This window comes from Pelagicoccus sp. SDUM812003 (assembly GCF_031127815.1).
Lineage (GTDB): Bacteria > Verrucomicrobiota > Verrucomicrobiia > Opitutales > Opitutaceae > Pelagicoccus.
The window spans coordinates 1-21137 of record NZ_JARXHY010000022.1; the positions used below are offsets into that span (position 1 = coordinate 1).

The window sequence follows — 21137 nt, forward strand, 5'->3', positions numbered from 1 at the left end:
TTTGCCTGCGGGGCCTCGCGGTTGATCTGGAAGATCTCCGGGGTGTCGAGCTCGTTCCCCTGGCCGAAGAGGCTGAAGGAGCAAGCGATCGCTGCGGAGACGGTCAAAAGGGTTTTTCTGGCGATGGCCATTTCAGGGGGGTGGTAGGGCTAAGTTTTTCGGTTGAAAGTGGGGTGGTTCAATCGAGGCCCAGCGCGTCGCCGGCTGCCGCGAAGCTTTCTAGAATATAGGGACACTCGTGGATCTTCCATCCCCCGATTAGGGGAAAGTCGAAGCGGGACCAGCGGTGGAAGGACCGAATGGAGCCTCGCAAGCCGCTACGCTATCTCGCGATTGAGCAATTCGCCTAGTGGGTGGATTTCGAAACGCTTCGATGCTCTTCGACGCGCTCCAGCTCCCTGGGGCTGAGCGGGATAGACGTGCCATATAGAAAATGGTAGGGGAACCCGGCGGACGCGAGCAGGGAGCTTCCGGACGTGGCGATTGATGAGAGGGACGCTCTCGCGAAGGTAGCGATAGGGCGAAAAAAGAAACCGGAAGGGCTGAGTGATTTTGGTTTGGACAAACGGTCTTCGACTGAGGGTGATCGGATTTGACGGAGTAGGGCTAAGCTCTTTGGCCAGGCCATCCGCTGGGCAAGCAGGTCCGATTCCCTCGTTTTTGGGAGGCGGTGTTGGGCCGGCTGGTTCTTCGCTCCAGCCCGGCTTCAGCTTCGCTCGATCTTAGGGGAATAGGCCTCGGATGCGCTTGGCTTCGGCGACTCGATGGATTCCGAGCGAGAGGGCGGCTTCGCGTCGGGAGCAGCCGAGCTTGCTGCGCTGGGCTTCGAGCTCCGCTTTCGAGCGGTCGAGCAGTTTGCAGAGTCGGTTGAGCACTTCCTTTCGCGTCCAGAAGGTGCTTTGCAGGTCTTGGACCCACTCGAAGTAGGAAACAATCACGCCGCCGCTGTTGCAGAGGATGTCCGGCACGATCAGGACATCGGGATTCTCGGCCAGGATCGCGTCGGCCTGGTTGGTGGTGGGGCCGTTGGCGCCTTCGGCGATGATGCGGCAGTTCAGCTTGCTCGCGTTGGTTTCGTTGATGACGCGCTCGAGGGCGCAGGGAGCAAGGATGTCGCACTTGATCTCGAGGAGTTCGTCGTTGGGGATTTGGTCGCCTCCGTTCCAGCCTTCGAGTGTCCGGTTTTTGGATACGTATTTGATGGCGTCTCCGATATCGATTCCGTGAGGATTGTGGTATCCTCCGCTCACGTCGCTGATGGCGATGACCTTCACCCCGAATCGGTTGAGGGCTTTGGCCGCCTCGGAGCCGACGTTTCCGAATCCTTGAACAACAGCGGTCGCTTCCTCGGGAGCGATTCCGAGATCGTCTAGATAGGACTTTGCGAAATAGGCGACTCCGTATCCGGTGGCTTCCTTTCTGCCTTCCGAGCCGCCGAGGCCGACGGGCTTGCCGGTCACCACTGCCGACGCGTTGCTGCCGACGTAGCTGGAGTAGGTATCCATCATCCAGGCCATGACCTGAGGGGTGGTGCCCACGTCCGGTGCCATGACATCGACGTTGGGGCCGACGAAGGGAATCATCTCCTGCATGTAGCGTCGGGAAAGTCGTTCCAGCTCGCCTAGCGATAGGGCGAAGGGATCGACGGCGATTCCGCCTTTTGCTCCGCCGTAGGGCAAGCCTGCGAGAGCGCATTTCCAGCTCATCCACATGGCCAAGGCCGCGACTTCGCCCAGATCGACCTTGGGATGGAATCTCAGGCCGCCTTTAGTGGGTCCCATCGACAGGTGATGCTGCACGCGAAAGCCTTCGTAAACGACCACCTCGCCGTTGTCGAGTTCGATGGGGCAGGAAACAGCGAGGCAACGCTTCGGCATTTTTACGCGTTGGCGTAGCCGTGTATCCATTTCTAGGATATCCGCTGCTCGGTCGAACTGACGGCATGCCATTTCGAATACGGGAGAGTTGTAGATGTTGGAATTCATATAAAAACGGGTTGAGGGCCAAGGGGGTCAGTCGGCTCGCGCGACGTTCAGGTTCGGGCCAACCGCACGAGGCACCATGCCAGCGAGTCGGCTGGGCTGCAACTCGAACCAGCGGATTTCGCCGGGCGACGCTTCTCGGCTCTCGCATTCGTTAGGTCGCGCTCTGCTCCGGAGTCGAGGCCCGCGTTTACGCTTTTCCACTTACCAGTTGCAAAAACCCGGAGGGCTGGGTAGCTAAGTTGGGTGTCGCTCGGTCTTGCCGGCGTGACTGTGCCTCAACCCAAATCGGAGCTTCCCTCAATGGATGAAACTAGTGGATTCAGCCTGAAAGAATCTTTGTCCCAGACCTATGAGCAATTTGCTAGGGAGGCGGTCGATAATGCCCCCGAATTCCTAGGCGCGGTCGCTTTGCTGCTGATTGGTTGGCTTTTGGCTAAGCTGGTTCAGATCGTTACGCTGCGGCTCTTTGGGGGAGTCGACTCGATTCTAAACCGTTTCGTGCGGGTCGATGGCAGCAAGCAGGCCAGCGTTCGCCAATCCTATGCCGTGATCGTCAGTCGCGTCTTGTTATGGGTGGTATTCCTGTTTTTCGTTGCCGCTGCTGCGAACCTGCTAGGTTGGGGTTTGTTTTCCACTTGGATGGAAAACCTGGTCGCCTACCTGCCGCGCATGGTGACGGGGCTGCTGATCGTGCTCGCGGGTTTGCTGCTGGCCGGTACCGCTCGAGCCTTGGTCACGAAGGGCGCCCACTCGGCTGGAGTGGAGCACAGCGAACTGCTCGGCCGCATCGGGCAGATCGTGGTAGTGCTGATCATGACGGTGATCGGTGTCGAGCAGGCCGGTATCAACGTGCACTTTTTCACCGACGCTTTGGTGGTCGCGGCAGGCGTGTTCCTCGCGGGAGGAGCGCTTGCATTTGGACTGGGGGCTCGGTCCCTGGTGGCGAATGTGATAGGAGCTCAGTATGCGAAAAGTCACTACAAGTTGGGAGAGCAGCTAAGGATCGGCGAGGCGGAAGGCGCTTTGGTCGAAATAACTCAGACCTCCATCGTGCTGGATACGGGCAACGGACGGGCTGTCGTGCCGGCCAAGCTCTTTCACGAGACCGTGAGCAATCTCGACTCAGGAGCAGTCGTTCGAACGCCAGAAAGACCTAAGAACGAGGAGACCGACCGTGCCTAGCAAAGGCATCCACTTGGCCCTGGCGTTCGTCCAGTCGCAGCCGGGCCCTGCGGCTCGACTGCTGGAGCAGCAGCCTTTGGAGGATGTGGCGTTTTTCATCGACGAGATTCCGCATTCCCATTCGGCTTTGTTGCTCGCCCGGATGTTGCCTCAGTACACGGCTCGCCTGTGTCCTTTGCTCAGCGAGGAAACGACAGCGGGTTTTCTGTCGCGCATGGATACCTCGCTCGTGGCTGCGATTCTCCGATACTCGCCTCCGGAGATGAGCAAGCGTCTGAAAAAGAGCCTGCCGGAAAAGAAGCGAATCGCCTGCAGCATCCTGCTCAGCTATCCGGAGGATTCCGTGGGGGCTTGGATGCTGCCGAACGTTGCGACCTTGCCTGAAGACTGCTCCGCAAGCGAAGGGCTCAAGCACCTCGCTTCGGCGGAGGACTTGTTCGACTTGGGACAGGTTTTCGTGGTGGATCGCGATGGCTTGCTGCAAGGCTCGATCTCGGGTCAGGAGCTGCTTCGGGCTAATTCGGAAAGCAGGGTGAGCGGCTTGATGAATCGAGACTACAGGTATTTGCTGGGACGTTCGACCCTGGTCGCTGCCCGAGATAGCGTAGGGTGGAGAACGCGCGACGTGCTCCCCGTGGTGACGCGTCACCGCCAATTCGTCGGCGTTTTGCGCAGCTTGGATTTACGCAAAGGACTCGCTCAACTTGAAAAACCCGCCCAAGCGAAAAGCTCCGATGGAGTGGCGACGCAGATTTTCAAGGCTTACGGCAAGAGCATGGTGGCTTTGGCTAACACATTGGGTGGTGTGACGAAGCGATGACCGTATCCAAAAAACGATGAAGCCGAACCTCGAAAACAATCCTCGATCGCTCGAAGCCTTGAACCGGGCGTTCCTGTTGAACTACCCGATCGAGGCGGCGCGCAAACTCGAAACCATGACCGCTCAGGAAGCGGGCGAAGCGGTCGGTGGCCTTCCTGTCTACGTGCTCCAGCCGGTTTGGGAGAATCTGGCTCCCGGAGCTGCGGAGCGCTTGCTTGCGGAGCTGGAAGAAGGGAAGGCGGCGGACTTGCTGGTATCGCTGGACGCGGGAATCAGCGCCGGTATTTTGAGTCGTTTCAGCGAGGAGGAAAGAGATCGCTGGCTGGCTCGCATGGAGCCGACAGTGTCAAAGGAGTTGAGGGACCTGCTGGATTATCCGGGGGATTGCGCAGGGCGCCTGATGGATACGCGGATCAATGCCTTTCACGGACACGTCACGGTCGAGGCTGCTTTGGACCAGTTGAGGAAGAGAGGGCTGGAGAGGGTGCACAGCCTGTTTTTGTTGGACGCCCAAAACCGCTTGGTAGGCCAAGTCCAGATCGAACGCTTGGTATTGGCGGAAGCCGGCGAGCTGCTCAGCTCCTTGGCGGTTCCCATCAGGGCGTTCGTCACGGTGCTCGATCCTCGCGATGAGGTTTTGGACAAGATGCAGGAAGCTCGGGTGGATATCCTGCCAGTGGTTGACGGAAACGAGCGCCTCGCGGGTATCATTTACGACTCGTCGGTCAGGGATGCCTTGAAGGAAACGATATCCACCAACATGCAAACCATGGTCGGCGCCAGCAAGGACGAGCGCGCGCTTTCCAGCGCTTGGTTCGCGGTCCGAAAGCGTCAACCTTGGCTGCAGGTCAATCTCTTAACCGCCTTCCTCGCCTCCGCAGTGGTGGGCATGTTCGAGTCCACCATCGCCCGTTACACCGCTTTAGCTATCCTGCTGCCCATAGCAGCGGGACAGTCGGGAAACACGGGAGCCCAGGCCCTGGCGGTGACCATGCGCGGGCTCACCCTTCGCGAGATAACGGTGCGGCATTGGCTGCGAGTGACGCTCAAGGAGATGGGGGCCGGTCTGATGAACGGACTGGCTATCGCCATCACCTGCGGGACGTGCGTCTACTTTTGGAGCGGGAGCGTAGGGCTCGCTTTGATCATTGCCTTGGCGATGATTTCGTCGATGACGATCGCAGCCGTTTCCGGCGCCTTGGTACCCATCGTATTGAAAAAGCTAGGACAGGATCCAGCCCTTTCCTCGTCGATCATCCTGACCACGGTCACCGACATCGCCGGTTTCATGTCCTTTCTCGGAATCGCCAGCATGCTATCCGGGATGCTGGAAGCCGGCTAAGCGTCCCGTGGAAAAAACGAAATTCACCCGACAGGTCCCTCTCGCCACTCTGTTTCCGCCACCTTTGCTTCGGCGAAGACGCGACCAAAGGCAGGACCTTGCGCAACCCATTTTTGTAAGGTTACGAAAACGAGTTGTGCAGGTTGCGAGGCGTGACTCGGTCGGAGCGAGATAGGGTGCGCTGGGGAGGAGAGCCAGTTCCCGCCTCGGACTGACGGTGGAGCGGGGCTTTCGGGGCGGTTTTTGACCGGCTTAGCGACTGGGCGGGAAGTTGTCCATCAGGCGTTTGATAGACTCGTAGATCTGCTGGTCGGTGACCTTGCTTTCTAGAGTGTAGCGACGGGTGCCCCAGCCGCGCCAGACGAGCTCCTTGCTGCGAGCGTCGGCGATGTCCATCAGCAAGGTGCCTTCTTCGCGGGTGGTGATGTAGGTGCTGGGGTAGCCGCCGATGTAGACCCAGGAGCTGCGTCGGTAAGTGTTGGTATAGTAGACGTTGCTGTAGGTGACGCTGTCGATGACTTGCTTCGAGGTGCCGTGGATGGACACCAGAATGTCCGCCTTCTCGGGCGAGTCCACCTGCTGGTAGCCCATGCGGCCGAGTCGGGAAGCCGCTTCGTTGAGCAGGTTCTTGCGCAGAATGGGGCTCATGGGGGACAGGCTCTCGGGCCGCACGATGGCGAAGGTACGGATTTGCTCGAAGTTGTAGGCGGAGTCGAACTCGTAGCCCACGTTGGCCACGGATGGCGGCGGCATGGTGGCGCAGCCTCCGAGCAAGAGAGAAAGGAAGGCCAAGGCGGCCAGGCCGCGAAGGCGCGTTTTGCTGAGGAAGCCAGCGAGGGCGAGTGTTTTCATTGCGGTGATGGTTAATTGGGTGAACGAGGCGGGTGTGAAGCCGTTTTTTTAACCGACTGCCGCCGCGTTTCGTTCTTTGATCGTGTAGTGAGATTGCTAGGACACGGAGCGCGGGGCGCTTGGTTCCGCAGGGGCGCTTTTTTCGTGCATGTGCACCACCCGCTGAGGGAAGGGAATTTCGATGCCCTCCGCGTCGAAGAGCTTTTTTACGTCTCGCATGAGGGTGTTTCTCAGATCGAGAAACTGGGTACGCTCGCACCAGGCGCCGAGGGTGAAGTTGAGCGAGGAGTCGCCGAAGCCGCGGAAGATGACGACGGGCGCCGGCTCGTCTAGGCAGAAGGTGTTGGAATCGGCGGCTTTTTTCAGGGTGCGGATGACGTGGTCGATGTCCTCCTTGTAGGCGACTCCGACTTCGATGTCGAGGCGGCGTACCGGGAATTTGGTGACAGTGGTGACCTGGGCTTTGACCATGGTTTCGTTTGGGATGCGCACGAACTGGTTGTCGAACTGGCGCAGCTTCACCGAAAGCAGGTCGATTGAGAGCACGATGCCGGTGGTGTCGCCCACTTTGATGACGTCGCCGATGGAGAACGGTTTTTCTCCGTAGAGAAAAAGGCCGCTGATGATGTTCGAAAGGCTGGTTTGGGAGGCGAAGCCGACCGCCACGGAAACGATGCCCGCGGCCCCGAGCAAGGCCCCGAGCTTGAAGCCGAACTCCAGCATCACGCTCACCGCGATGCTGATAAGACCGGCGAAGAGGATCGCTTTTTGCACGATGAGGCCGACGTGCTGGCTGAAGCGTTTTTTGATGAAGCGGCCTCCCAGTCTGGAGAGGGCGAAGCACAGCGGCAGTCCGATGAGGATGAGGAAAGCGAGGCGCAGGCTGGTTTCCCAGGCGTTTGGTCCGACGGTTTCCTCCACGGTTTGGGTGATTTCCGAGATGTCTGCGAGCGGTAGGGGCATCAGGCGTTGTGAAATAGATTTTTGAATACGAAGTGATCCAGGAAGGAGGCAGACTTTGGCGACTTGGCGGGCTCGCGCATGAGCTTGCCTCCCTTGGCCTCGCCGGGACGCTCGCTCTCGTAGGTGACCCGACTGGGCAGGTCCTTGCCGAGAAACTCCACGTTAAGCGAGGTGGTCCAAAGGTGTTCCTTGGTCTCGTAGATGGCGAGGTGTTCCGGGGCTACGCGGATCTTCTCCAGCGGCAGAGCCTCTTCGGAGCGGTTGCGGGTGGAGAAGCGGCAGACCGCTCGGAGCGGCTCGTCGTCCAAATCCTCCAGGCTGCGTCGCGCCCGGCTTTTCAAGGCGTAGCAGAGCTCTCCTTCGAAGTTCGTCCCGTACCAGGTGTTGGAAAGCTTTTGGGTGCAAAAGACCTCGAGGGGCGACAGATCGCTGGCGGATTTGCCTGCGGAAACCTCCACCCACACGGGCAGGCTCACGAAAAGGGAAACCTGAGCGTTGGGCGGCACGATGACTGGCGTGCGCGTTTTCACCACGATCGGCCGATCCGGCAGGGCGGGCTTGAACGCGATGTGGTCGTCGGAAAGGCTTAAGGCCCAGCGCTTCCAGTCCAGCCCAAGGGGCAAGCTGTTGACCGGCTGGGGCGACGTCGCAAGGTTCGGTTGGTCTCGGTCCACGCTGTGGGCCAGCATGAGGTCTTCCTTGAGGCGTTGGGCGTAGATGGAGAAGGCGCTCGCTCGCCAAACCACGGGTTGAGCGTCTTGCAGTTTAGCGTGAGTCCAGCGCGGCGGCGCGGTTTGGGCGGAGTTTGGCTGGTTCGGGTTTTGAAGGCCGCTTGAGGGAGGAGCCATTTGGAAAGGTTTAGGTTGAAATAAGCCGGTCGCTTCCATCGCCGCGCTTGAAGCGTTTTTGGTAAAACGGGTCTCGGCGGGCGGCGGAGAAAGGCGCGTGGCCGAGAATTTCGAACCCCATCAGACGCCTCGTCAATGATATCCGTAAGGGCGGTTGCGGATTTCGCAGAGCGAGGACCAGGGCGACCAAGGTCCTCGCTTCATAGCCTATCCGCTCTCGACAAGCTTATGCCTGAGAAAGCTGGGTGGGACGCTCGAACTCCTCGCTGAAGAGCTTGCGCAGTTTGGCTCGGGCTCGGGTGAGATCGCACAGGATGGTTCCGCGCGGCGTGTCGAGGCGTTCGCCGATTTCGCGGGCGGTGTAGCCTTCGACCACGTTGAGGTAGAGCGACTGGCGCTCCCGTGGGTTGAGCTGGGCCAGGGCGGACTCCATGTCGACGCTGTATCCGAAATCTTGATGTGTGTGCGGCTCTGGCGCTCCCTCCAGTGGGGAGAAGGACACCACCTTCTGGCGACGCAGCTGGTCGTACCAGAGGTTGCGGATGGAGGTGAAGAGAATGCGGCGGTTGGCGACTTCTCCGTATTTGCTGAGCAACTTCATCCACGACTGTTGCACGAGATCTTGAGCGTCGCTTTCGTTTTGAGAGAGAGAGTAGGCGTATTGACGAGCGGCTCGGACGAGCTGCTCGGTGGTGAGTTGGGGGTGGTTGGTTTCCGTTTTCATGTGTCAGTTGGCTTAGGCGAGAATGTCGCGCATGAGTTCAGGTGTTTGTTTGATTTGTTGAAGCGTGAAGCGAGGGGTGATGTGTTTTGGGCAGTTCCAATCGAATGCTTGTATCTTAAGCGTGAATACGCGTTCGATTTTTGCGGAGCGCTCCTCTTGTTTCAGAGAGGCCGCGAAATCCGGTAGTTCGTCCAGCGTTTGCGTCGTCGCGGTGGCCCAGATCTTGAGCCGTTGCTGTTGGGCGTAATCGATCAGAAAGAGACAGGCCTTGGCGTTATCGAGCAGATTGCCGGCGCTGATGTACTGTCGGTTTCCGCTGTAGTCGGCGAAGCGCAAGGTGGTGTCGTCCACCACCTGCAGGAATCCCGTCGGCCCGCCGCGATGTTGCAGGTAGGGCCAGCCGTTTTCGCCGACTGTGGAAAGGTAGAAGTGATCGCGCGAGGCGATGAAGGCGATTTCCGCAGGGCCGAGCTGATATCGATCCACCGCTTCTGCCCGTTGGTAGGCTTTGCGCGAAGCGTTTTCCTCCTGGAGTTGTTTGACGGTGTTGCTGAAGGTGAGCAGGGCGAAATTCTTTGGCATGGCGGGGAAATGGGTTGGGCGGGATGCGGGAGAGCCGTTGGCGACTCTCCCGCGGTTGCTATGTTCTTCCTGGTCCCTCGACTAAAAGGTGATGATCTGGCGTCCGTCCTTCTGCAGCTGATAGAAGCTCGGCAGTCCGGAGGTGCCGGGAACGGGGTTGCCCTTGATGAGGGCGAAGCCGTTTTTCTCCGCTTCCTCGGTGCCGCCGAAGACGTCGGCGCAGCCGCAGGAGACCCCGTCGACCTTGTCCGATACGGCTTGGAAGAGCTCGTAGGCGATGTGATCCTCCTTGGTCAATTCCGCTACCCAGCGGGTGGCGGCTCCTTGGAATTGGATGATCACGTCCGCTCCCGCCTGCTTGTAGTCGTAGGCGGCGGCGAGAGCGTTGAATACGCGGCCAAGGGCTTCTTCGGATCCGGAGTTAGGATCGGATAATATGACGATTGCTGTTTTCATAGTGTGTTTCTTTGTGTGAATAGTTGTTTTAGAAAAATGGATACGATTGCTTTCAGAACAGCGTGCGTTCCGATTCTTGGATACGCAGGTCGTTGATGCTTGCTTCGCGGCGTCGCATCTGTCCGTTAGCGGCGAACTCCCACATCTCGTTTCCGTGAGAGCGGTACCACTGGTTGCTGTCGTCGCGCCATTCGTAGATGAAGGTCACCGCGATGCGGTTTTCGGTGAAGGCCCACAGCGTTTTCTTGAGCTTGTAGTCCAGCTCCCGCTGCCACTTGCGTTCGAGAAAGGCTTGAACCTGATCGCGTCCTTGCAGGAATTCCGAGCGGTTGCGCCAGACCGTGTCCGGCGTGTAGGCCAAGGATACCTTTTTCGGGTCGCGGGAGTTCCAGGCGTCCTCGGCTGCTTGCACCTTCGCTTTGGCTGTCTCTAGGGAGAATGGCGGAAGCGGAGGGCGTGACTCTACTGCTGTATTGGTCATCTTAGTACGCGGAGCTTGCTTTCTGTTCTTCGCAGATTCCGAAGGCGCTGCAGAATCGGCTCTTGGGGTTGAGCAGCAGGGCCAGCGGTACCATGTAGGCGTAGTGGCGAACCAGCGAAATGACGGGTAGAGCCTTGTTGAGGTCCCATCCCGCGATGCCGGCTCCCAGCAGGGGGAACATGAAGAGCCATACGATCAGCACGGTCTGAGCGGTGGTGTAGGCGAAGGCTCGGAACCATTCCGGTCCGAAAAGAGACGGTCGCAGGGCGGCGTAGATGACGGCGAGGGCGATGCCGTTTCCGTAGTGAACGGGAAGGCCGCCGAGCAGGCCGAAACCGAGTTTTTGCCCGATGAGCCCGGGAATGTCCCACCAGGTTCCGGTCATGACGAAACCTGAGATATCGAAGAGTAGAGTGCCGATGATTCCGGCGATGATGGATGCGGTCCAGTTGATTTTCATTGTTGTATTCAGTTTTTGGTTATGATTGGTGAGAGTCTTCTCGGTCTAGTCTTGCAGCTCGCTGGGAGCTGGGGCGTCGAGAGGGGGACGAGAAAGGTTGTTGATCAGGTTGGCGAAATGGACTTGGGCCACGGTGGCGATCGCTTCCACCAGCAGTTGATCGTCGTCGCTGTACTGGCGGGCTTCTTCCAGCTCGGTTTCGCTCAGGTGGCCTTGCTTGCCCACTAGGTTCTGGGCGAAGCGCAGCAGGGCCTCGTCCTTGCGACTGCTGGACGTCGCTTGGCGGCAGAGCTGGATTTCCTCCTCCGAAAGGCCGAGTTCACGGGCCTTTTCAGCATGAGCGGCGAGGTCGTACTCGCTGCTGTTGAGCTCGCTCACCGCGATTGCGATCTTGCGGCGGACCGTTTCCGGGAGGGCGCTGCGGTCGAGGGCGTCGCTGAATGCCAGATAGGCCTCCAGGATGACCGGGGCGTCGGCTAGAGTCCGGACAAACTGGTCAAAGGTCCGCTCTCCCTTCTGATAACTTTGCAGGCTGTGAGCCAGCGGCGAGGGCAGTCTGGAAAAATCGATTGGATTGATGCGCGGCAGTGGCGAGTTCATGCCAATCCTTAATCATCGGGCGTGCCAAGGGCTTTGAGTTTATCTTAACTCCCTGATGGAAAGGGGAATAAAAAAACAGCGGGTTTCGGTCGGTAGGACGAAAAATTGAGGAGCACGAAATCTCGAGCTGAAACGCACGAAATCTCGTGATCCATTGCTCCCTTTGGACCCTTTGGTAGAGGCCGATATCGCTGCGGTGTCCTAACTCTCGCTGCGCATGCCGCAGGAGCGCAGCTGCGTTCGTCTGCTGGCTCAAGCGGTGCGGGGCTCTGCGCTGCTAGGCTTGAAGCCCAGCGCGCTCGCCTCCGGTTTGAAGACGTTCAGTCCCGCCCTGAAAGTCAGCAGTGGCTTGTTGGAAAAGTGATGTCGGTGTGAAAAGCGGGCCCGGAGGTCCCGCTCCACCGTCCATCTGTCGAGATAAGGAGGAACGCGACCTCCAAGCGCGTTCAAAGGCGTGGCACGGCGGCTACGCCCTGCCTTTGAACGCTGTGGCGTATTCGAAAAATCGTTACGTTTATCGGTTTTTTAGCTGCTCCAGTCTCACTAGGTTCTTGCGTGCGGTCTCGAAGGTGGGGTCGATTTCCAGAGCTCGCTTCCAGTGGGATTCGGCCAGCTGCGGGCGTCCGGTCTGCACGTAGATGAAAGCCAGACCGTTGTGGGCTTCGAGGTTGGTCGGATCGTGCTCAAGGGCCTTTTGGAAGAGTGCGACGGCTTCCGGATAGTTTTCGGGCTGGGGTGTGAGGGCGAGAGCCAGGCTGTAGTAGGTGGGGCCGTAGCTTGGGTCGAGCTCCAGCGCTCTGCGCAGGTGCTCGATGGCCTCGGCGCGTCGCGGAGCGATCTTGGCCATCTCATGTCCGTAAGCCTGATGATAAGACGCGTTGTCAGGCTCAAGGCGCAGAGCTTCCTCGAAGTGGGCCATGCCTTCAGGCCATCGGTTCGGAATCTTTGTCAGCAGCTTCGCCAATTCGTAGTGAGGAGGAGAATACAAGGGGTTGCTTTCGATGGCGGTTTCGAAAAGCTCGATGGCCTGTTCCTGACCTTGCGGGTTCTTGGCGATCTTGCTGCCGAGGCTGTGCAGGGCTTCGGCGAAATTGGGTCGCAATTCGATGGCGCGTAGAAACTGTCGCTGGGCGTCGGCTTGTCGTCCGGGGATGCGATCGAGCATCAGGCCGTAGCCGTAGTGAGCGTCGGGCGATCCAGGGTTGAGCTCGATAGCTCGCTCGTAGTGGCTGATAGCTTCCTTCTCGTATCCATCTTTCTTTGACAGAGACCAGGCGAGGATGCGATGGGCCATCCAGTTGTCGGTTCGCTCCACCGTGGCGCGGAAGAGGGTTTCGTTGTTCACGTAGAGAGCGCTTTGCTCGCGAGCCAGCCCGATCAAGGCGAAGACGAGGAGAGCGACGAAGCCGCCGAGCAGCAGCCTTCCGATTTTCGGCAGGGAGACGAGAAGCAGGGAAACGGCTGCCGGTGCGCCAGCGAACAGGCTGAGATTGGCCAGGTACTGGAAGTGATCCGCAGTGTAGGAGAAGGCGAAAGGGAACACGTTCACGAAACCGAGAGCCGGGAAAAGCGAACCAACGAAGAGCAGCCAGACGGCGAGCGGGCCGCGGGCTTCGCGGCGAGACAGCCACCACAGCCCAGCGGTCAGGACCAAGGCGGCCGCCAGGTATCCGATCCAGCCCATGGCCAAAGCAGGCACGTCCCAGAGCTCGTAGAAGAATGCCAGATCGGTCGGCCATGCGAAGGAGCCCAGGTAGAACCAGACGATGCGACTGGCCAGCAGCGTCCGCTCCAGAAGGTCGAGATCGTAGCCGGCTCCGTCCGCTCCGATGAGGTTCTTTTCGATCCATGCCGTGCTGAGCCCGCTGACGAGAGCCAGAGCGAACCATGGGAGCAGCGGCTTCACGTCGCGTCGCCAGGAGAGGGCGCCGTTTTTCCACCAGATCACTACCAGCAGGGCGGCGGGCAGGGTGGCGGTGACGGTTTTCGTTAGCAGAGCCAAGACGAAAGGCAGGGCGGCCAGGGCGTAGTGGAGCTTGTTTCTCGTTTCGTAAAAACGCAAATAGGCTAGGGCTGCTAGAAGGTAGAAGACTAGCGAGAGGGTGTTTTTCTGCTCGGAAATCCATGCCACCGATTCGACGCAAACCGGGTGGACCACGAAGAGAATCGCTGCCAGCCATTCCGCTCCGGGAGGGATTTGGAATCTTGGTTTCGACGCGCTTGTTTCATCCCCGCTCGACGGGCGAAACCAGAGCCGTCGCAGCAGCATGGCCAGCAAGCAGGCGGCGAGGGCGTGCTGCAGGGTATTGTTCAAGTGGTAGGCGAAAGTGGAGTCGCCCCAGATCTGATGCTGCAGCCAAAACGCGCTGTGCAGAACCGGGTAGTACTGCTGGGTGGCTAGCACGTCGGTCCAGATGCGCCCCAGTCCCTCCAGTGACTGCAGTTCCTGCTTGGTGACGTGGGCGGGGTCGTCCCAGAGCAGCTCGCCGTGCATGGAGGGCCAGTAGCAGACGAGAGCTAGGAGAAACACCAGGATCGCCATCGCCGGAGCGAACTTGGGGCTGTGGAGGAAGGACTGAAAGCGGGGGCTTGGCATGAGCGAATGGAGCAAGGCGACCTTTTCAGGAGGAGCCTCTCGAGGGTTGACTTATGCGGGGATGTCCCAGCCGATCAAGACCGCAATGGACGCCTGCTGGTGCGCGTGGAGCGGGGGACCTAGATGTTGGAGGGGGCGAGGTCGGCCGCCCCGACCGGAAGCAAAATTTCTTGCATGTGAAAGGCGCTTTTCTACCGTTCGCTGCTTTGTGCCAGTTGGTCCCGTTCGTCTAGCCAGGTTTAGGACACTTGGATTTCATCCAAGAGACAGAGGTTCGAATCCTTTACGGGACGCCAGCTCTGAAGGAGATGGTGGCGGGGAAAGGATGAGAACCGTAAAAGAGAGGTTCGACGTAGCGAGCCTGCGAGCGGAGAAGGGGCGCGCGAAGAGCGAGTCCGCAGGACTTGAAGCGTCAGCGACAACCAATCCTTTACGGGCCGCCAAAGCCGTGGGCTTTGGCGGCCTGGTCGATGCTGCTGCGCACGACTTGGCGCATCGTGTTAAGGTTGTTGCGCTGGGAAGAGAGCGGACATCTGCCGCCACTGCCTCGCGAGTAGTGTTTTCGCGAACGTTGAGGGCTCGTCTTTGAAGGGTGGAATTGCGATCGCGCGTCCCCCATGCGATCGGACTACCCGTTGGCGGGGTCGTTGATTTTCATTGATTTCGGACTAACTTTACCCGGGGCCGGTCGGGCCCATTGGGGAAATGGCGGGACAGGGGGGTGAATCAAGTGTCAAGTGGGCGTGCGAGGATGTACTGGGCTTGGTATGCGACCAAGTAAGGCTTGGGAAAGACCCGTTACGACTGTTTGCCCCATTTGCCCCTGGTCGCCCGCTGTGACGGCGCGGGTGGCCGCTTTCGCGCTTTTCGTGGTGGCAACTCTGTGCCAGGTAGAGGTGGTGGATCCGGACTTGAGCCTGCGGCAGTACGGGAGCCGCCGAGACCACGGCTTGCCGGCGAATGTGGTGCGGACACTCGCTCAGTCCTCAGATGGGCGAATCTGGCTGGGCACCTCGGCCGGGCTGGTCTTTTTCGACGGGGCCAGTTTTCGAATGGCAGGCGACTTGGCGGATGAGGAAGCTGGCGGTCGGATGATCTCCAGTCTCGCTGGCCGAGTCCGAGGACGGCAGCATATGGATTGGCACCTCCAATGGTCTGACGCAGCTTTCTGATACGCTCTTTCCAACCAACGCTTCCTCGGAAGGCAATGGTGTCGGATGCGGCCCTGTCGGTGGCGAGTGGGGTTGACGGAGCCGTTTGGATCGGAACGCCCAATGGGGTGTCTCGCTACCGGGACGGCCGCTTCCAGAACTTTGGTCGCGGCGCTTCCGACGGATTCACTTCAAGTTGGATCGAGCGAATTTTCGTGGCTCGGGATGGCGACGTGTACTTTTTCGGCTCGCGATAGAACATGGATCGCTTCGTGGATGATTGCGTGGTCGGATGCGTGAGGCGGGGCTTGCGCATAGAGTAGGGCGATGCGAACGTCCTCACTCGTAGCGACGGCCTGCATGAGGACTCGGTGTACGCGATTGTGCCCGACGGGCTGGGATATTTGTGGATGGACGCGAGCCGAGGCATTTTCCGGGTCGAAAAGGCGGCCATGAAAGCGGTGGCGGAGGGCCGCGCGGCGTGGTTGCAATGCGATGTCTACGAAGGGCTGGAGGTCGCTCGCAGCGCGGATAAGGTGTCTGAGGAATTTTCTGCCTGCGATCGGCCTTTTCAGGGCGCTCATCAAGGAGCGGTCGAATACTTCGATCAAACGCTGAGTGATCCCTCTGTATTCAACTTCTGTGACAATCCCAAAACGCCGACTTGGCTCGAAGGCGCGACGACGAGTTCCAACTTAGGTCGACCTGTCGGTTTTGGCGATCAAGGAAGAAACGCCTTCAATGACTACAAGCGGGAAACGATCAGATCCGAAACCCGGCACCCTGCTCGAGGAGCCGGTGACGGTCGCCGAAGTTGTTTCGAACGGAAAGAATGCGTTCTATTTCAAACTTGCCTGGCGCGGGGACGAGTCGGAGTCGCCGGAGGTTTAGGAGATGCTGAACACCGATCGCACGTTTTATAAAGTGTATCCATTATAAGGACACTGAAGTCGAGTGAAAGGCGCGTGGGCCTTGTGCTTGAAGCGACGAAGGTCTGGCGGTCTTGCACGCTAGCAAAAAACGCGTGGTTTGGAACCATCAGCCGATTCCTTTTCGAGACAGCTCGCATTCGCGCGCGGAGCCGTGCTTTTTGGGGGGTCGCTTAGCTGTCCTCTAGCTCGTAGCCGCGGTCGTGGAGAAACGAGATCAGTGAATCGGTATCGCAGTTCTCCAGCTTAGATCCGTCCTGCCATTGGAGAACGGGCAGCTTGCCGGAGATGCTTTCCTGATCGATGCCGGTTTCGTCGGCCACCTCGTTGAGTGGCGCCCCGGATCGGTCGCGGAAGCCGATGCCATGGGTTTCGAGAAATTCGGCCACCGGGTGGGTGTCCGCTTGGTCCTCGGGCAGGTAGAGTTTCGGTAGATTGTTCATAGTTGAAATTTAGCTCAAACCATACCAATGCGGGCTCGACGAGAGGACCACAGCAGGGGCCGGTTATCGCGCATCGAGACGATGCAAGCTGCATGGGACAAGACGCAAAACGCAGTCCGTGAGCGACTGCTTGGTTGGGATGTTCGTCTACTTGTAGAGAGAAACTGGATACGAAACTGGCTCGTCTTTGATTCCCTTACGAAGGTTCACTTCGGCGTTTTCACCAGTTACGCCGCGAAGCGCGTTCGAGTTCCCGCGGCGCGTGAAGCGAGTTTGTGACGTTAGGCGTTTTTTCTGGCGGGTTTCCTGGGGCGTTCGCGCATTTTTTCCTGAGTACCCACCCTGCGGATCGGACTGCGATGTCTGGTCACGCATTCCTAGTGTAATCTAAACACCATCCCTAATCTATGAGCTCACTGTCTTCATTGGGCGGCGAGGAGCTACGTTCTCAGTTCTCGCGGCTCTCGCGTACCCTATCATCAGCCAGCCTTGCGCTTGGTTGCGGCCTACTTGGCCTTTCCGGTTTCGTTTCTCAAGTCGATGCGAAGCAGCCGCCGCAGGATATTCCAACCTATTCCAATGTTTCGGTGCATGATCCATCGGTGATCAAGGCGGGCGATCGCTACTACGTGTTCGGTTCCCATGGGGCTTCCGCATGGTCGGAGGATTTGCTGAACTGGACGCAAGTGGCCTCCACGGTGAACGCGGGCAATCCGCCTCACTTCGACACCTTTCAGAGCGAGCTTTCGGAGCTCATCGACTGGACGGCGGCGGGCACGCTATGGGCCGCGGACGTGATCCAGCTCGAAGACGGCAGGTTCTACTACTATTACAACGTTTGGACTGATTATGAGGGCTATCGCAGCTACATGGGGCTTGCGGTGGCGGACGAGATCGAGGGTCCGTACACGGACCTAGGCGAGATCATGCGGGCGGGGACCGGAGTGCCGGGATTCAATCCTAGCGTGGATCCGAATACCATCGATCCTGCGTTGTTTTACGATGAGGAAGGGCGCTTGTGGATGACCTATGGCTCCTACTCGGGCGGTATCTATATTTTGGAGATGGATCCGGTTTCCGGCATGCCGCTCGATGGTCAGGGCTGGGGAACCTTTCTCATGGGAGGCGACCATGCCAGGATGGAAGGGCCCTTCATCGAGTATAATCCAGAAACTGGATACTACTACTTGTTTCTTTCCTTCGGAGGCCTCGGGGCCGCGGATGGCTATAACATGCGTGTGTTTCGTTCGGAAAACCCGGATGGGCCCTACTACGACCCACAGGGGACCAACATGACTGAAGCCGAGGTCGAATGGGACTTTTCGACCATCGAACCGCATGGGTTGAAGCTTGCGGGAAACTGGCAGTTTCTCCCGGAGGAGGGCGAGCTCGCTGAGTCCACCGGTTATCTGTCGCCAGGGCACAATTCAGTGATCCGAGATCCGGATACGGGAAACTGGTACAACATTTTCCACACTCGCTTCGTAGGTCGGGGCGAAGCCCACGAAGTGCGCGTGCACGAGCTGTACTTCAACGAAGAGGGGTGGCCGGTCATGGCTCCGCATCGCTACGCAGGCGAGGAGACGGCCCATGAGCGCCGCAGCGATGTTCCGGGCGACTACAAGCTGATCCTTCATGAAAAGGAGATTTCCGGCGCGGTGAGCCCTTCCTTGCTGATCACGCTGCAACCAAATGGAAAGGTGACGGGCGAAGCCTCTGGCAAATGGAAGCGCCGCCCGGGCGACCGCATTGAAATCGAGCTGGAGGGAGAGCGCTATCTAGGCGTGTTCAGCACGGAGTGGGACGATGAGCAGGCCGCGTGGGTTTATTGTTTTTCGGCCCATTCCGACCAAGGCGTATCGATTTGGGGTAGCAAGACGGTGGTGAGCGAACGTCCTACCGAGTACCAGCTGCTTCAGGAGCGCTCGGCGCTTTTTGGATACGATTTCTCGTTCCAGTTGCCCCAGCCGAAAGGGAACCCTCACAGCGTCTACAGCTACACCCTGGAGGAGGGACCTACAGGCATGTCGGTGGATCGGGCTACCGGCTACGTGAACTGGCGACCGACGCTAACCGATGCGGGACAGGTTTACACAGTGACGGTTCGAGTGATGAACACCGCTCCAGACAACCCGATCGAGTACCTGTACACCTTTGATCTCGCCACCTACGCGCCGACAACAGTGGAGCGAGTGTCGCTCGACTTCGATTCCGAAGCAGCAGGCGGGCTGCTAGATGTCGATGGCGCGGCCACAGGTTTCACCCATCGCCTTCCGGGCACTGGCGGGGACTTGCCAGAGCTGGATCCGCTGGTCGAGTTGGACACCTCCGCTGGCGCGCTCAAGGTGCAGACTACGACTTCCGATTTCTTCGGCGGAGCAGGCCTGGCTGGCGCTAGCATGCCCGGCGTATCGCTCGCTGGTCTCGGCTTTGGCGGCGAAGGCGATTTCGCGATCTCGGTTAGCTTCCTGCCGCTGGTCGGGCTGGAGCTGATCGATCAGGTCGGCCTCTACGTTGGTACGAGCAAGGACGCTCTTACGCGAGCTGGCACCATCGTCTTCGCGGCTCCGGAGTACTTCGCCACTCATTCTCAGAATGCGGTCGATCACAGCGGTCGATTCGCGGGATTCGGTCTCGATGTTAGCGATGGCATGGATGTCACTATCGCTCGCGAGAACGGGCAGTGGGGCTACGCTGTCGATGGCGTGTCGTGGGCTCCGACCACCCAGCCTGGTTTCCTCGAAGGCGAGGCGGACCTTTACGCTGGGGTGTTCGGCATCACGCCGCTCAACGGAAACTCCAAGACCATCGGAGTGGACGCTTTCTCCGTGGTGCTGGCTACCGATCAGCCGTGGCTGAGCGCATTCGAGCAATGGAGGGTGATCCACTTCGCCCAGCTCGAAGCGACTGGCATCGCCGCCAACGGGGCGGATCCTGACAAGGACAAGCGCACCAACGAGCAGGAGTTCGAGGACGGAACCGACCCCTTGCTTGCAGACTGATCAGACGATCGATCGAGAAGAAACGATTTCAGCCGCCACGCCTTCGGGCGCGGCGGCTTTGCCCTCACGCTGCTTGTTTGGTGGCGATGGGCCGTCGTTTCAGGGGAAGCCAGGTCAGGTAGTGCCAGAGCATTTCGCAAGGGCCCTGCTTGAACTTGAGAAACCAGAGGTTGCAGAAGGTGACGAAGCCGACGAAGAGCCCGAAGCCAAGGAGAAGGCTATATACGGTGTTGAAATGCTCGGCCAGAGCGAGGCCGTAGGGATAGAAGATGAAGCCGCCGACGAGCGATTGCATCATGTAGTTCGAAAGGCTCATGCGGCCGTAGCTTCGCAAGGGTTTGACCAACGCACGAAACCACCCGGTGGCGTGCAGCGAGCAGAATAGGGAAACCATCGCGCCGATCTGGAAAAGGTTTTTCCATACGTTGCTCAGCGTTTGCAGGGCCCATCTGTATTGATCGTTCACTGACGAGAGAACGTTGAATTCGAAGAGGAGAAATGCGGCGAAGATCGTCGAGCTGACCCCGAGAACGGTGAGCCAACGCTTCCTGAGCCGCTGGCCGGTCTCGAACCAGCCTTGTCGACCGATGAAGACGCCGAGGGTAAATAGGCCGGCGGTTTGCTCGATGCGACCGTTTTCCAGGGACCAAAAGAATGTGGATTTGAAGCCGGTCCATGAATTCGCGGCCAGGGACCAAAAGCTGCCTTCGCTCATGTAGCTGCTGGTCAGGCCCCAAAACTCGCCGACTCGCATGTCTATTCTCTCGTAGTTGGGGTTCCAATACGCTTGGGCAAGCTGGTAGAGCTCCAACGGTTGGGCCAGAAAGAGGCAACCGACAAGAAGCAGCATGCGATTGCTCAGGTGACGCATGAAGAAGAGAATGGGCCCCAGCAGGGCGTAGATGAGCAGCACTTCTCCGGGGAAAAGGATGGAGTTCACCCAGGCGAATCCGAAAAGGATCAGCATCCTCCAGAGAAAAATCGGTCCGAAATCGACGCCATCCTTCGCTCTTCGACTGAACTGGAGATGAAAGGTGAAGCCGAACAAGAGGGCGAAGATGCCATAGGCCTTGCTGCCGAAGATGAAGAACATGCCGGTCCAGATGGCACCGTTGAGCTCGACCATCCACTCCGGTTGCAGGGCGTTGTCCGGAAAGACGTAGTAGTTGAAATGCTCGATGCTATGCAGGAGCAGAATGCCCATAATGGCGAAGCCGCGGAGGGCGTCCACCAGGTCGTAGCGTGAAGAAGCCGGCAGGGTCGTTGGAAGTGACATGCGCGCGAGACGTCTGAGGTTTTTTGGGGGGAGGGAAAGGCGGTCCGTTGGGCCTCGCCTTTTACGGAGAGATGCCGCGATCTTGTCGCGTCGCTCGCCAGTGCCCAAAAATATTATACAGGCTAGGTGGTGAAATCAGAACGCCTGATCGGGGGCATTAGCAAGCGACGGAATTCCGTTCGCGAATCGGAATTTAGGATACGCGTTTGCGGTCGTCTGGTCTATCCCCTGTTCGGGGGAAGCTTGCCGTTTTTTTTGAAAACGAAGCAGGAAGGGGACTGAGTAGTTGAGAGCTGAATACCAGGTTCGGCTGAGCTCTGGCGAGCGAGGCGTTGCTTTGGCGAATCTGCAGGCCGTTTTTTTATTCAAGCGCTTGGCAAGGGCCTGAGGGCGCTGCAACCGAGGCGCAGAAGCGCCCCAGGCTCCGCAATGGGACGCGGGGCGC

General features: G+C 59.0%; 20 protein-coding genes and 1 tRNA gene. 8 read left to right on the forward strand and 13 right to left on the reverse strand.

Annotated elements, in window-relative coordinates; genetic code table 11:
* Nucleotides 1-722: 722 nt before the first annotated feature.
* Nucleotides 723-1985, reverse strand: a complete 1263-nt coding sequence (locus tag QEH54_RS20965; protein WP_309020679.1) for a Glu/Leu/Phe/Val dehydrogenase — start codon at nucleotides 1983-1985, stop codon at nucleotides 723-725.
* Between the two features lie 300 nt (nucleotides 1986-2285).
* On the opposite strand from QEH54_RS20965, the gene QEH54_RS20970 reads away from it, so the two are divergent.
* The 3 genes from QEH54_RS20970 to mgtE are packed head-to-tail and all read left to right on the forward strand — an operon-like array spanning nucleotide 2286 to nucleotide 5329.
* Entirely contained in the window at nucleotides 2286-3167 is an 882-nt protein-coding gene (locus QEH54_RS20970; RefSeq protein ID WP_309020680.1) for a mechanosensitive ion channel domain-containing protein, read from the forward strand.
* The gene (locus tag QEH54_RS20975) at nucleotides 3160-3987 is read left to right on the forward strand and encodes a CBS domain-containing protein (RefSeq protein WP_309020681.1); all 828 of its coding nucleotides are present in this window, start codon (nucleotides 3160-3162) and stop codon (nucleotides 3985-3987) included. Before QEH54_RS20970 ends, QEH54_RS20975 begins: the two co-directional genes overlap by 8 nt.
* A gap of 16 nt (nucleotides 3988-4003) precedes the next feature.
* The gene (mgtE, locus tag QEH54_RS20980; RefSeq protein WP_309020682.1) at nucleotides 4004-5329 is read left to right on the forward strand and encodes a magnesium transporter; all 1326 of its coding nucleotides are present in this window, start codon (nucleotides 4004-4006) and stop codon (nucleotides 5327-5329) included.
* A 252-nt stretch (nucleotides 5330-5581) separates the two neighbouring features.
* On the opposite strand, the gene QEH54_RS20985 is transcribed toward mgtE, so the two are convergent.
* The 9 genes from QEH54_RS20985 to QEH54_RS21025 form a co-directional block, all read right to left on the reverse strand.
* On the reverse strand, nucleotides 5582-6181 hold the full coding sequence (locus QEH54_RS20985) for a DUF4136 domain-containing protein (protein WP_309020683.1): 600 nt from the start codon (nucleotides 6179-6181) through the stop codon (nucleotides 5582-5584).
* A gap of 96 nt (nucleotides 6182-6277) precedes the next feature.
* On the reverse strand, nucleotides 6278-7144 hold the full coding sequence (locus tag QEH54_RS20990) for a mechanosensitive ion channel family protein (RefSeq protein WP_309020684.1): 867 nt from the start codon (nucleotides 7142-7144) through the stop codon (nucleotides 6278-6280).
* A complete protein-coding gene (locus QEH54_RS20995) occupies nucleotides 7144-7992 on the reverse strand; it encodes a DUF432 domain-containing protein (protein ID WP_309020685.1) in 849 nt (282 codons plus the stop codon). The genes QEH54_RS20990 and QEH54_RS20995 overlap by 1 nt, the downstream gene beginning before the upstream one ends.
* A 226-nt stretch (nucleotides 7993-8218) precedes the next feature.
* Nucleotides 8219-8716: an RNA polymerase sigma factor gene (locus tag QEH54_RS21000; protein WP_309020686.1), complete on the reverse strand. Its 498-nt coding sequence runs from the start codon at nucleotides 8714-8716 to the stop codon at nucleotides 8219-8221.
* A 12-nt stretch (nucleotides 8717-8728) separates the two neighbouring features.
* A complete protein-coding gene (locus QEH54_RS21005) occupies nucleotides 8729-9298 on the reverse strand; it encodes a pyridoxamine 5'-phosphate oxidase family protein (protein ID WP_309020687.1) in 570 nt (189 codons plus the stop codon).
* Between the two features lie 81 nt (nucleotides 9299-9379).
* On the reverse strand, nucleotides 9380-9754 hold the full coding sequence (locus QEH54_RS21010; protein ID WP_309020688.1) for a DsrE family protein: 375 nt from the start codon (nucleotides 9752-9754) through the stop codon (nucleotides 9380-9382).
* A 52-nt stretch (nucleotides 9755-9806) separates the two neighbouring features.
* Nucleotides 9807-10235 carry a nuclear transport factor 2 family protein gene (locus tag QEH54_RS21015; RefSeq protein WP_309020689.1) on the reverse strand — a complete coding sequence of 143 codons (429 nt, stop codon included), beginning with the start codon at nucleotides 10233-10235 and terminating at the stop codon, nucleotides 9807-9809.
* 1 nt (nucleotide 10236) lies between these two features.
* Nucleotides 10237-10695, reverse strand: coding sequence for a hypothetical protein (locus tag QEH54_RS21020; RefSeq protein WP_309020690.1), 459 nt, complete (start codon nucleotides 10693-10695; stop codon nucleotides 10237-10239).
* 45 nt (nucleotides 10696-10740) lie between these two features.
* On the reverse strand, nucleotides 10741-11295 hold the full coding sequence (locus QEH54_RS21025; RefSeq protein ID WP_309020691.1) for a carboxymuconolactone decarboxylase family protein: 555 nt from the start codon (nucleotides 11293-11295) through the stop codon (nucleotides 10741-10743).
* Between the two features lie 217 nt (nucleotides 11296-11512).
* Here QEH54_RS21025 and QEH54_RS21030 point away from each other — a divergent pair, with 217 nt between their 5' ends.
* Entirely contained in the window at nucleotides 11513-11659 is a 147-nt protein-coding gene (locus QEH54_RS21030) for a hypothetical protein (protein ID WP_309020692.1), read from the forward strand.
* 150 nt (nucleotides 11660-11809) lie between these two features.
* Here QEH54_RS21030 and QEH54_RS21035 read toward each other — a convergent pair whose 3' ends face one another.
* On the reverse strand, nucleotides 11810-13891 hold the full coding sequence (locus QEH54_RS21035; protein WP_309020693.1) for a tetratricopeptide repeat protein: 2082 nt from the start codon (nucleotides 13889-13891) through the stop codon (nucleotides 11810-11812).
* A gap of 218 nt (nucleotides 13892-14109) precedes the next feature.
* Between QEH54_RS21035 and QEH54_RS21040 the strand changes: the two genes are divergently transcribed.
* The 3 genes from QEH54_RS21040 to QEH54_RS21050 all read left to right on the forward strand — a co-directional run bounded on the left by QEH54_RS21040 (nucleotide 14110) and on the right by QEH54_RS21050 (nucleotide 15933).
* Nucleotides 14110-14187: transfer RNA gene (locus QEH54_RS21040), tRNA-Glu, on the forward strand.
* A gap of 576 nt (nucleotides 14188-14763) precedes the next feature.
* Complete coding sequence (locus tag QEH54_RS21045; protein WP_309020694.1) at nucleotides 14764-15063, forward strand: two-component regulator propeller domain-containing protein; 300 nt, start codon at nucleotides 14764-14766, stop codon at nucleotides 15061-15063.
* A gap of 720 nt (nucleotides 15064-15783) precedes the next feature.
* Nucleotides 15784-15933 (forward strand): hypothetical protein, encoded by a 150-nt coding sequence (locus tag QEH54_RS21050; protein ID WP_309020695.1) that lies wholly within the window; start codon nucleotides 15784-15786, stop codon nucleotides 15931-15933.
* Nucleotides 15934-16144: 211 nt separating this feature from the next.
* Here QEH54_RS21050 and QEH54_RS21055 read toward each other — a convergent pair whose 3' ends face one another.
* Nucleotides 16145-16414, reverse strand: coding sequence for a hypothetical protein (locus tag QEH54_RS21055; RefSeq protein WP_309020696.1), 270 nt, complete (start codon nucleotides 16412-16414; stop codon nucleotides 16145-16147).
* Between the two features lie 407 nt (nucleotides 16415-16821).
* Between QEH54_RS21055 and QEH54_RS21060 the strand changes: the two genes are divergently transcribed.
* Entirely contained in the window at nucleotides 16822-19416 is a 2595-nt protein-coding gene (locus QEH54_RS21060; protein WP_309020697.1) for a family 43 glycosylhydrolase, read from the forward strand.
* A 64-nt stretch (nucleotides 19417-19480) separates the two neighbouring features.
* Here QEH54_RS21060 and QEH54_RS21065 read toward each other — a convergent pair whose 3' ends face one another.
* Nucleotides 19481-20692 (reverse strand): DUF418 domain-containing protein, encoded by a 1212-nt coding sequence (locus QEH54_RS21065; RefSeq protein WP_309020698.1) that lies wholly within the window; start codon nucleotides 20690-20692, stop codon nucleotides 19481-19483.
* Nucleotides 20693-21137: the final 445 nt, after the last annotated feature.

Coding starts and splice junctions, on each gene's coding strand:
- QEH54_RS21030 (WP_309020692.1), top strand. CDS start 11,513: ATGCCGCAGGAGCGCAGCTGCGTTCGTCTGCTGGCTCAAGCGGTGCGG.
- QEH54_RS21015 (WP_309020689.1), bottom strand. CDS start 10,235: ATGACCAATACAGCAGTAGAGTCACGCCCTCCGCTTCCGCCATTCTCC.
- QEH54_RS20970 (WP_309020680.1), top strand. CDS start 2,286: ATGGATGAAACTAGTGGATTCAGCCTGAAAGAATCTTTGTCCCAGACC.
- QEH54_RS21025 (WP_309020691.1), bottom strand. CDS start 11,295: ATGAACTCGCCACTGCCGCGCATCAATCCAATCGATTTTTCCAGACTG.
- QEH54_RS20965 (WP_309020679.1), bottom strand. CDS start 1,985: ATGAATTCCAACATCTACAACTCTCCCGTATTCGAAATGGCATGCCGT.
- QEH54_RS21050 (WP_309020695.1), top strand. CDS start 15,784: ATGACTACAAGCGGGAAACGATCAGATCCGAAACCCGGCACCCTGCTC.
- QEH54_RS21020 (WP_309020690.1), bottom strand. CDS start 10,695: ATGAAAATCAACTGGACCGCATCCATCATCGCCGGAATCATCGGCACT.
- QEH54_RS21065 (WP_309020698.1), bottom strand. CDS start 20,692: ATGTCACTTCCAACGACCCTGCCGGCTTCTTCACGCTACGACCTGGTG.
- QEH54_RS21005 (WP_309020687.1), bottom strand. CDS start 9,298: ATGCCAAAGAATTTCGCCCTGCTCACCTTCAGCAACACCGTCAAACAA.
- QEH54_RS20985 (WP_309020683.1), bottom strand. CDS start 6,181: ATGAAAACACTCGCCCTCGCTGGCTTCCTCAGCAAAACGCGCCTTCGC.
- QEH54_RS21055 (WP_309020696.1), bottom strand. CDS start 16,414: ATGAACAATCTACCGAAACTCTACCTGCCCGAGGACCAAGCGGACACC.
- mgtE (WP_309020682.1), top strand. CDS start 4,004: ATGAAGCCGAACCTCGAAAACAATCCTCGATCGCTCGAAGCCTTGAAC.
- QEH54_RS21060 (WP_309020697.1), top strand. CDS start 16,822: ATGAGCTCACTGTCTTCATTGGGCGGCGAGGAGCTACGTTCTCAGTTC.
- QEH54_RS21035 (WP_309020693.1), bottom strand. CDS start 13,891: ATGCCAAGCCCCCGCTTTCAGTCCTTCCTCCACAGCCCCAAGTTCGCT.
- QEH54_RS20990 (WP_309020684.1), bottom strand. CDS start 7,144: ATGCCCCTACCGCTCGCAGACATCTCGGAAATCACCCAAACCGTGGAG.
- QEH54_RS20995 (WP_309020685.1), bottom strand. CDS start 7,992: ATGGCTCCTCCCTCAAGCGGCCTTCAAAACCCGAACCAGCCAAACTCC.
- QEH54_RS21000 (WP_309020686.1), bottom strand. CDS start 8,716: ATGAAAACGGAAACCAACCACCCCCAACTCACCACCGAGCAGCTCGTC.
- QEH54_RS21010 (WP_309020688.1), bottom strand. CDS start 9,754: ATGAAAACAGCAATCGTCATATTATCCGATCCTAACTCCGGATCCGAA.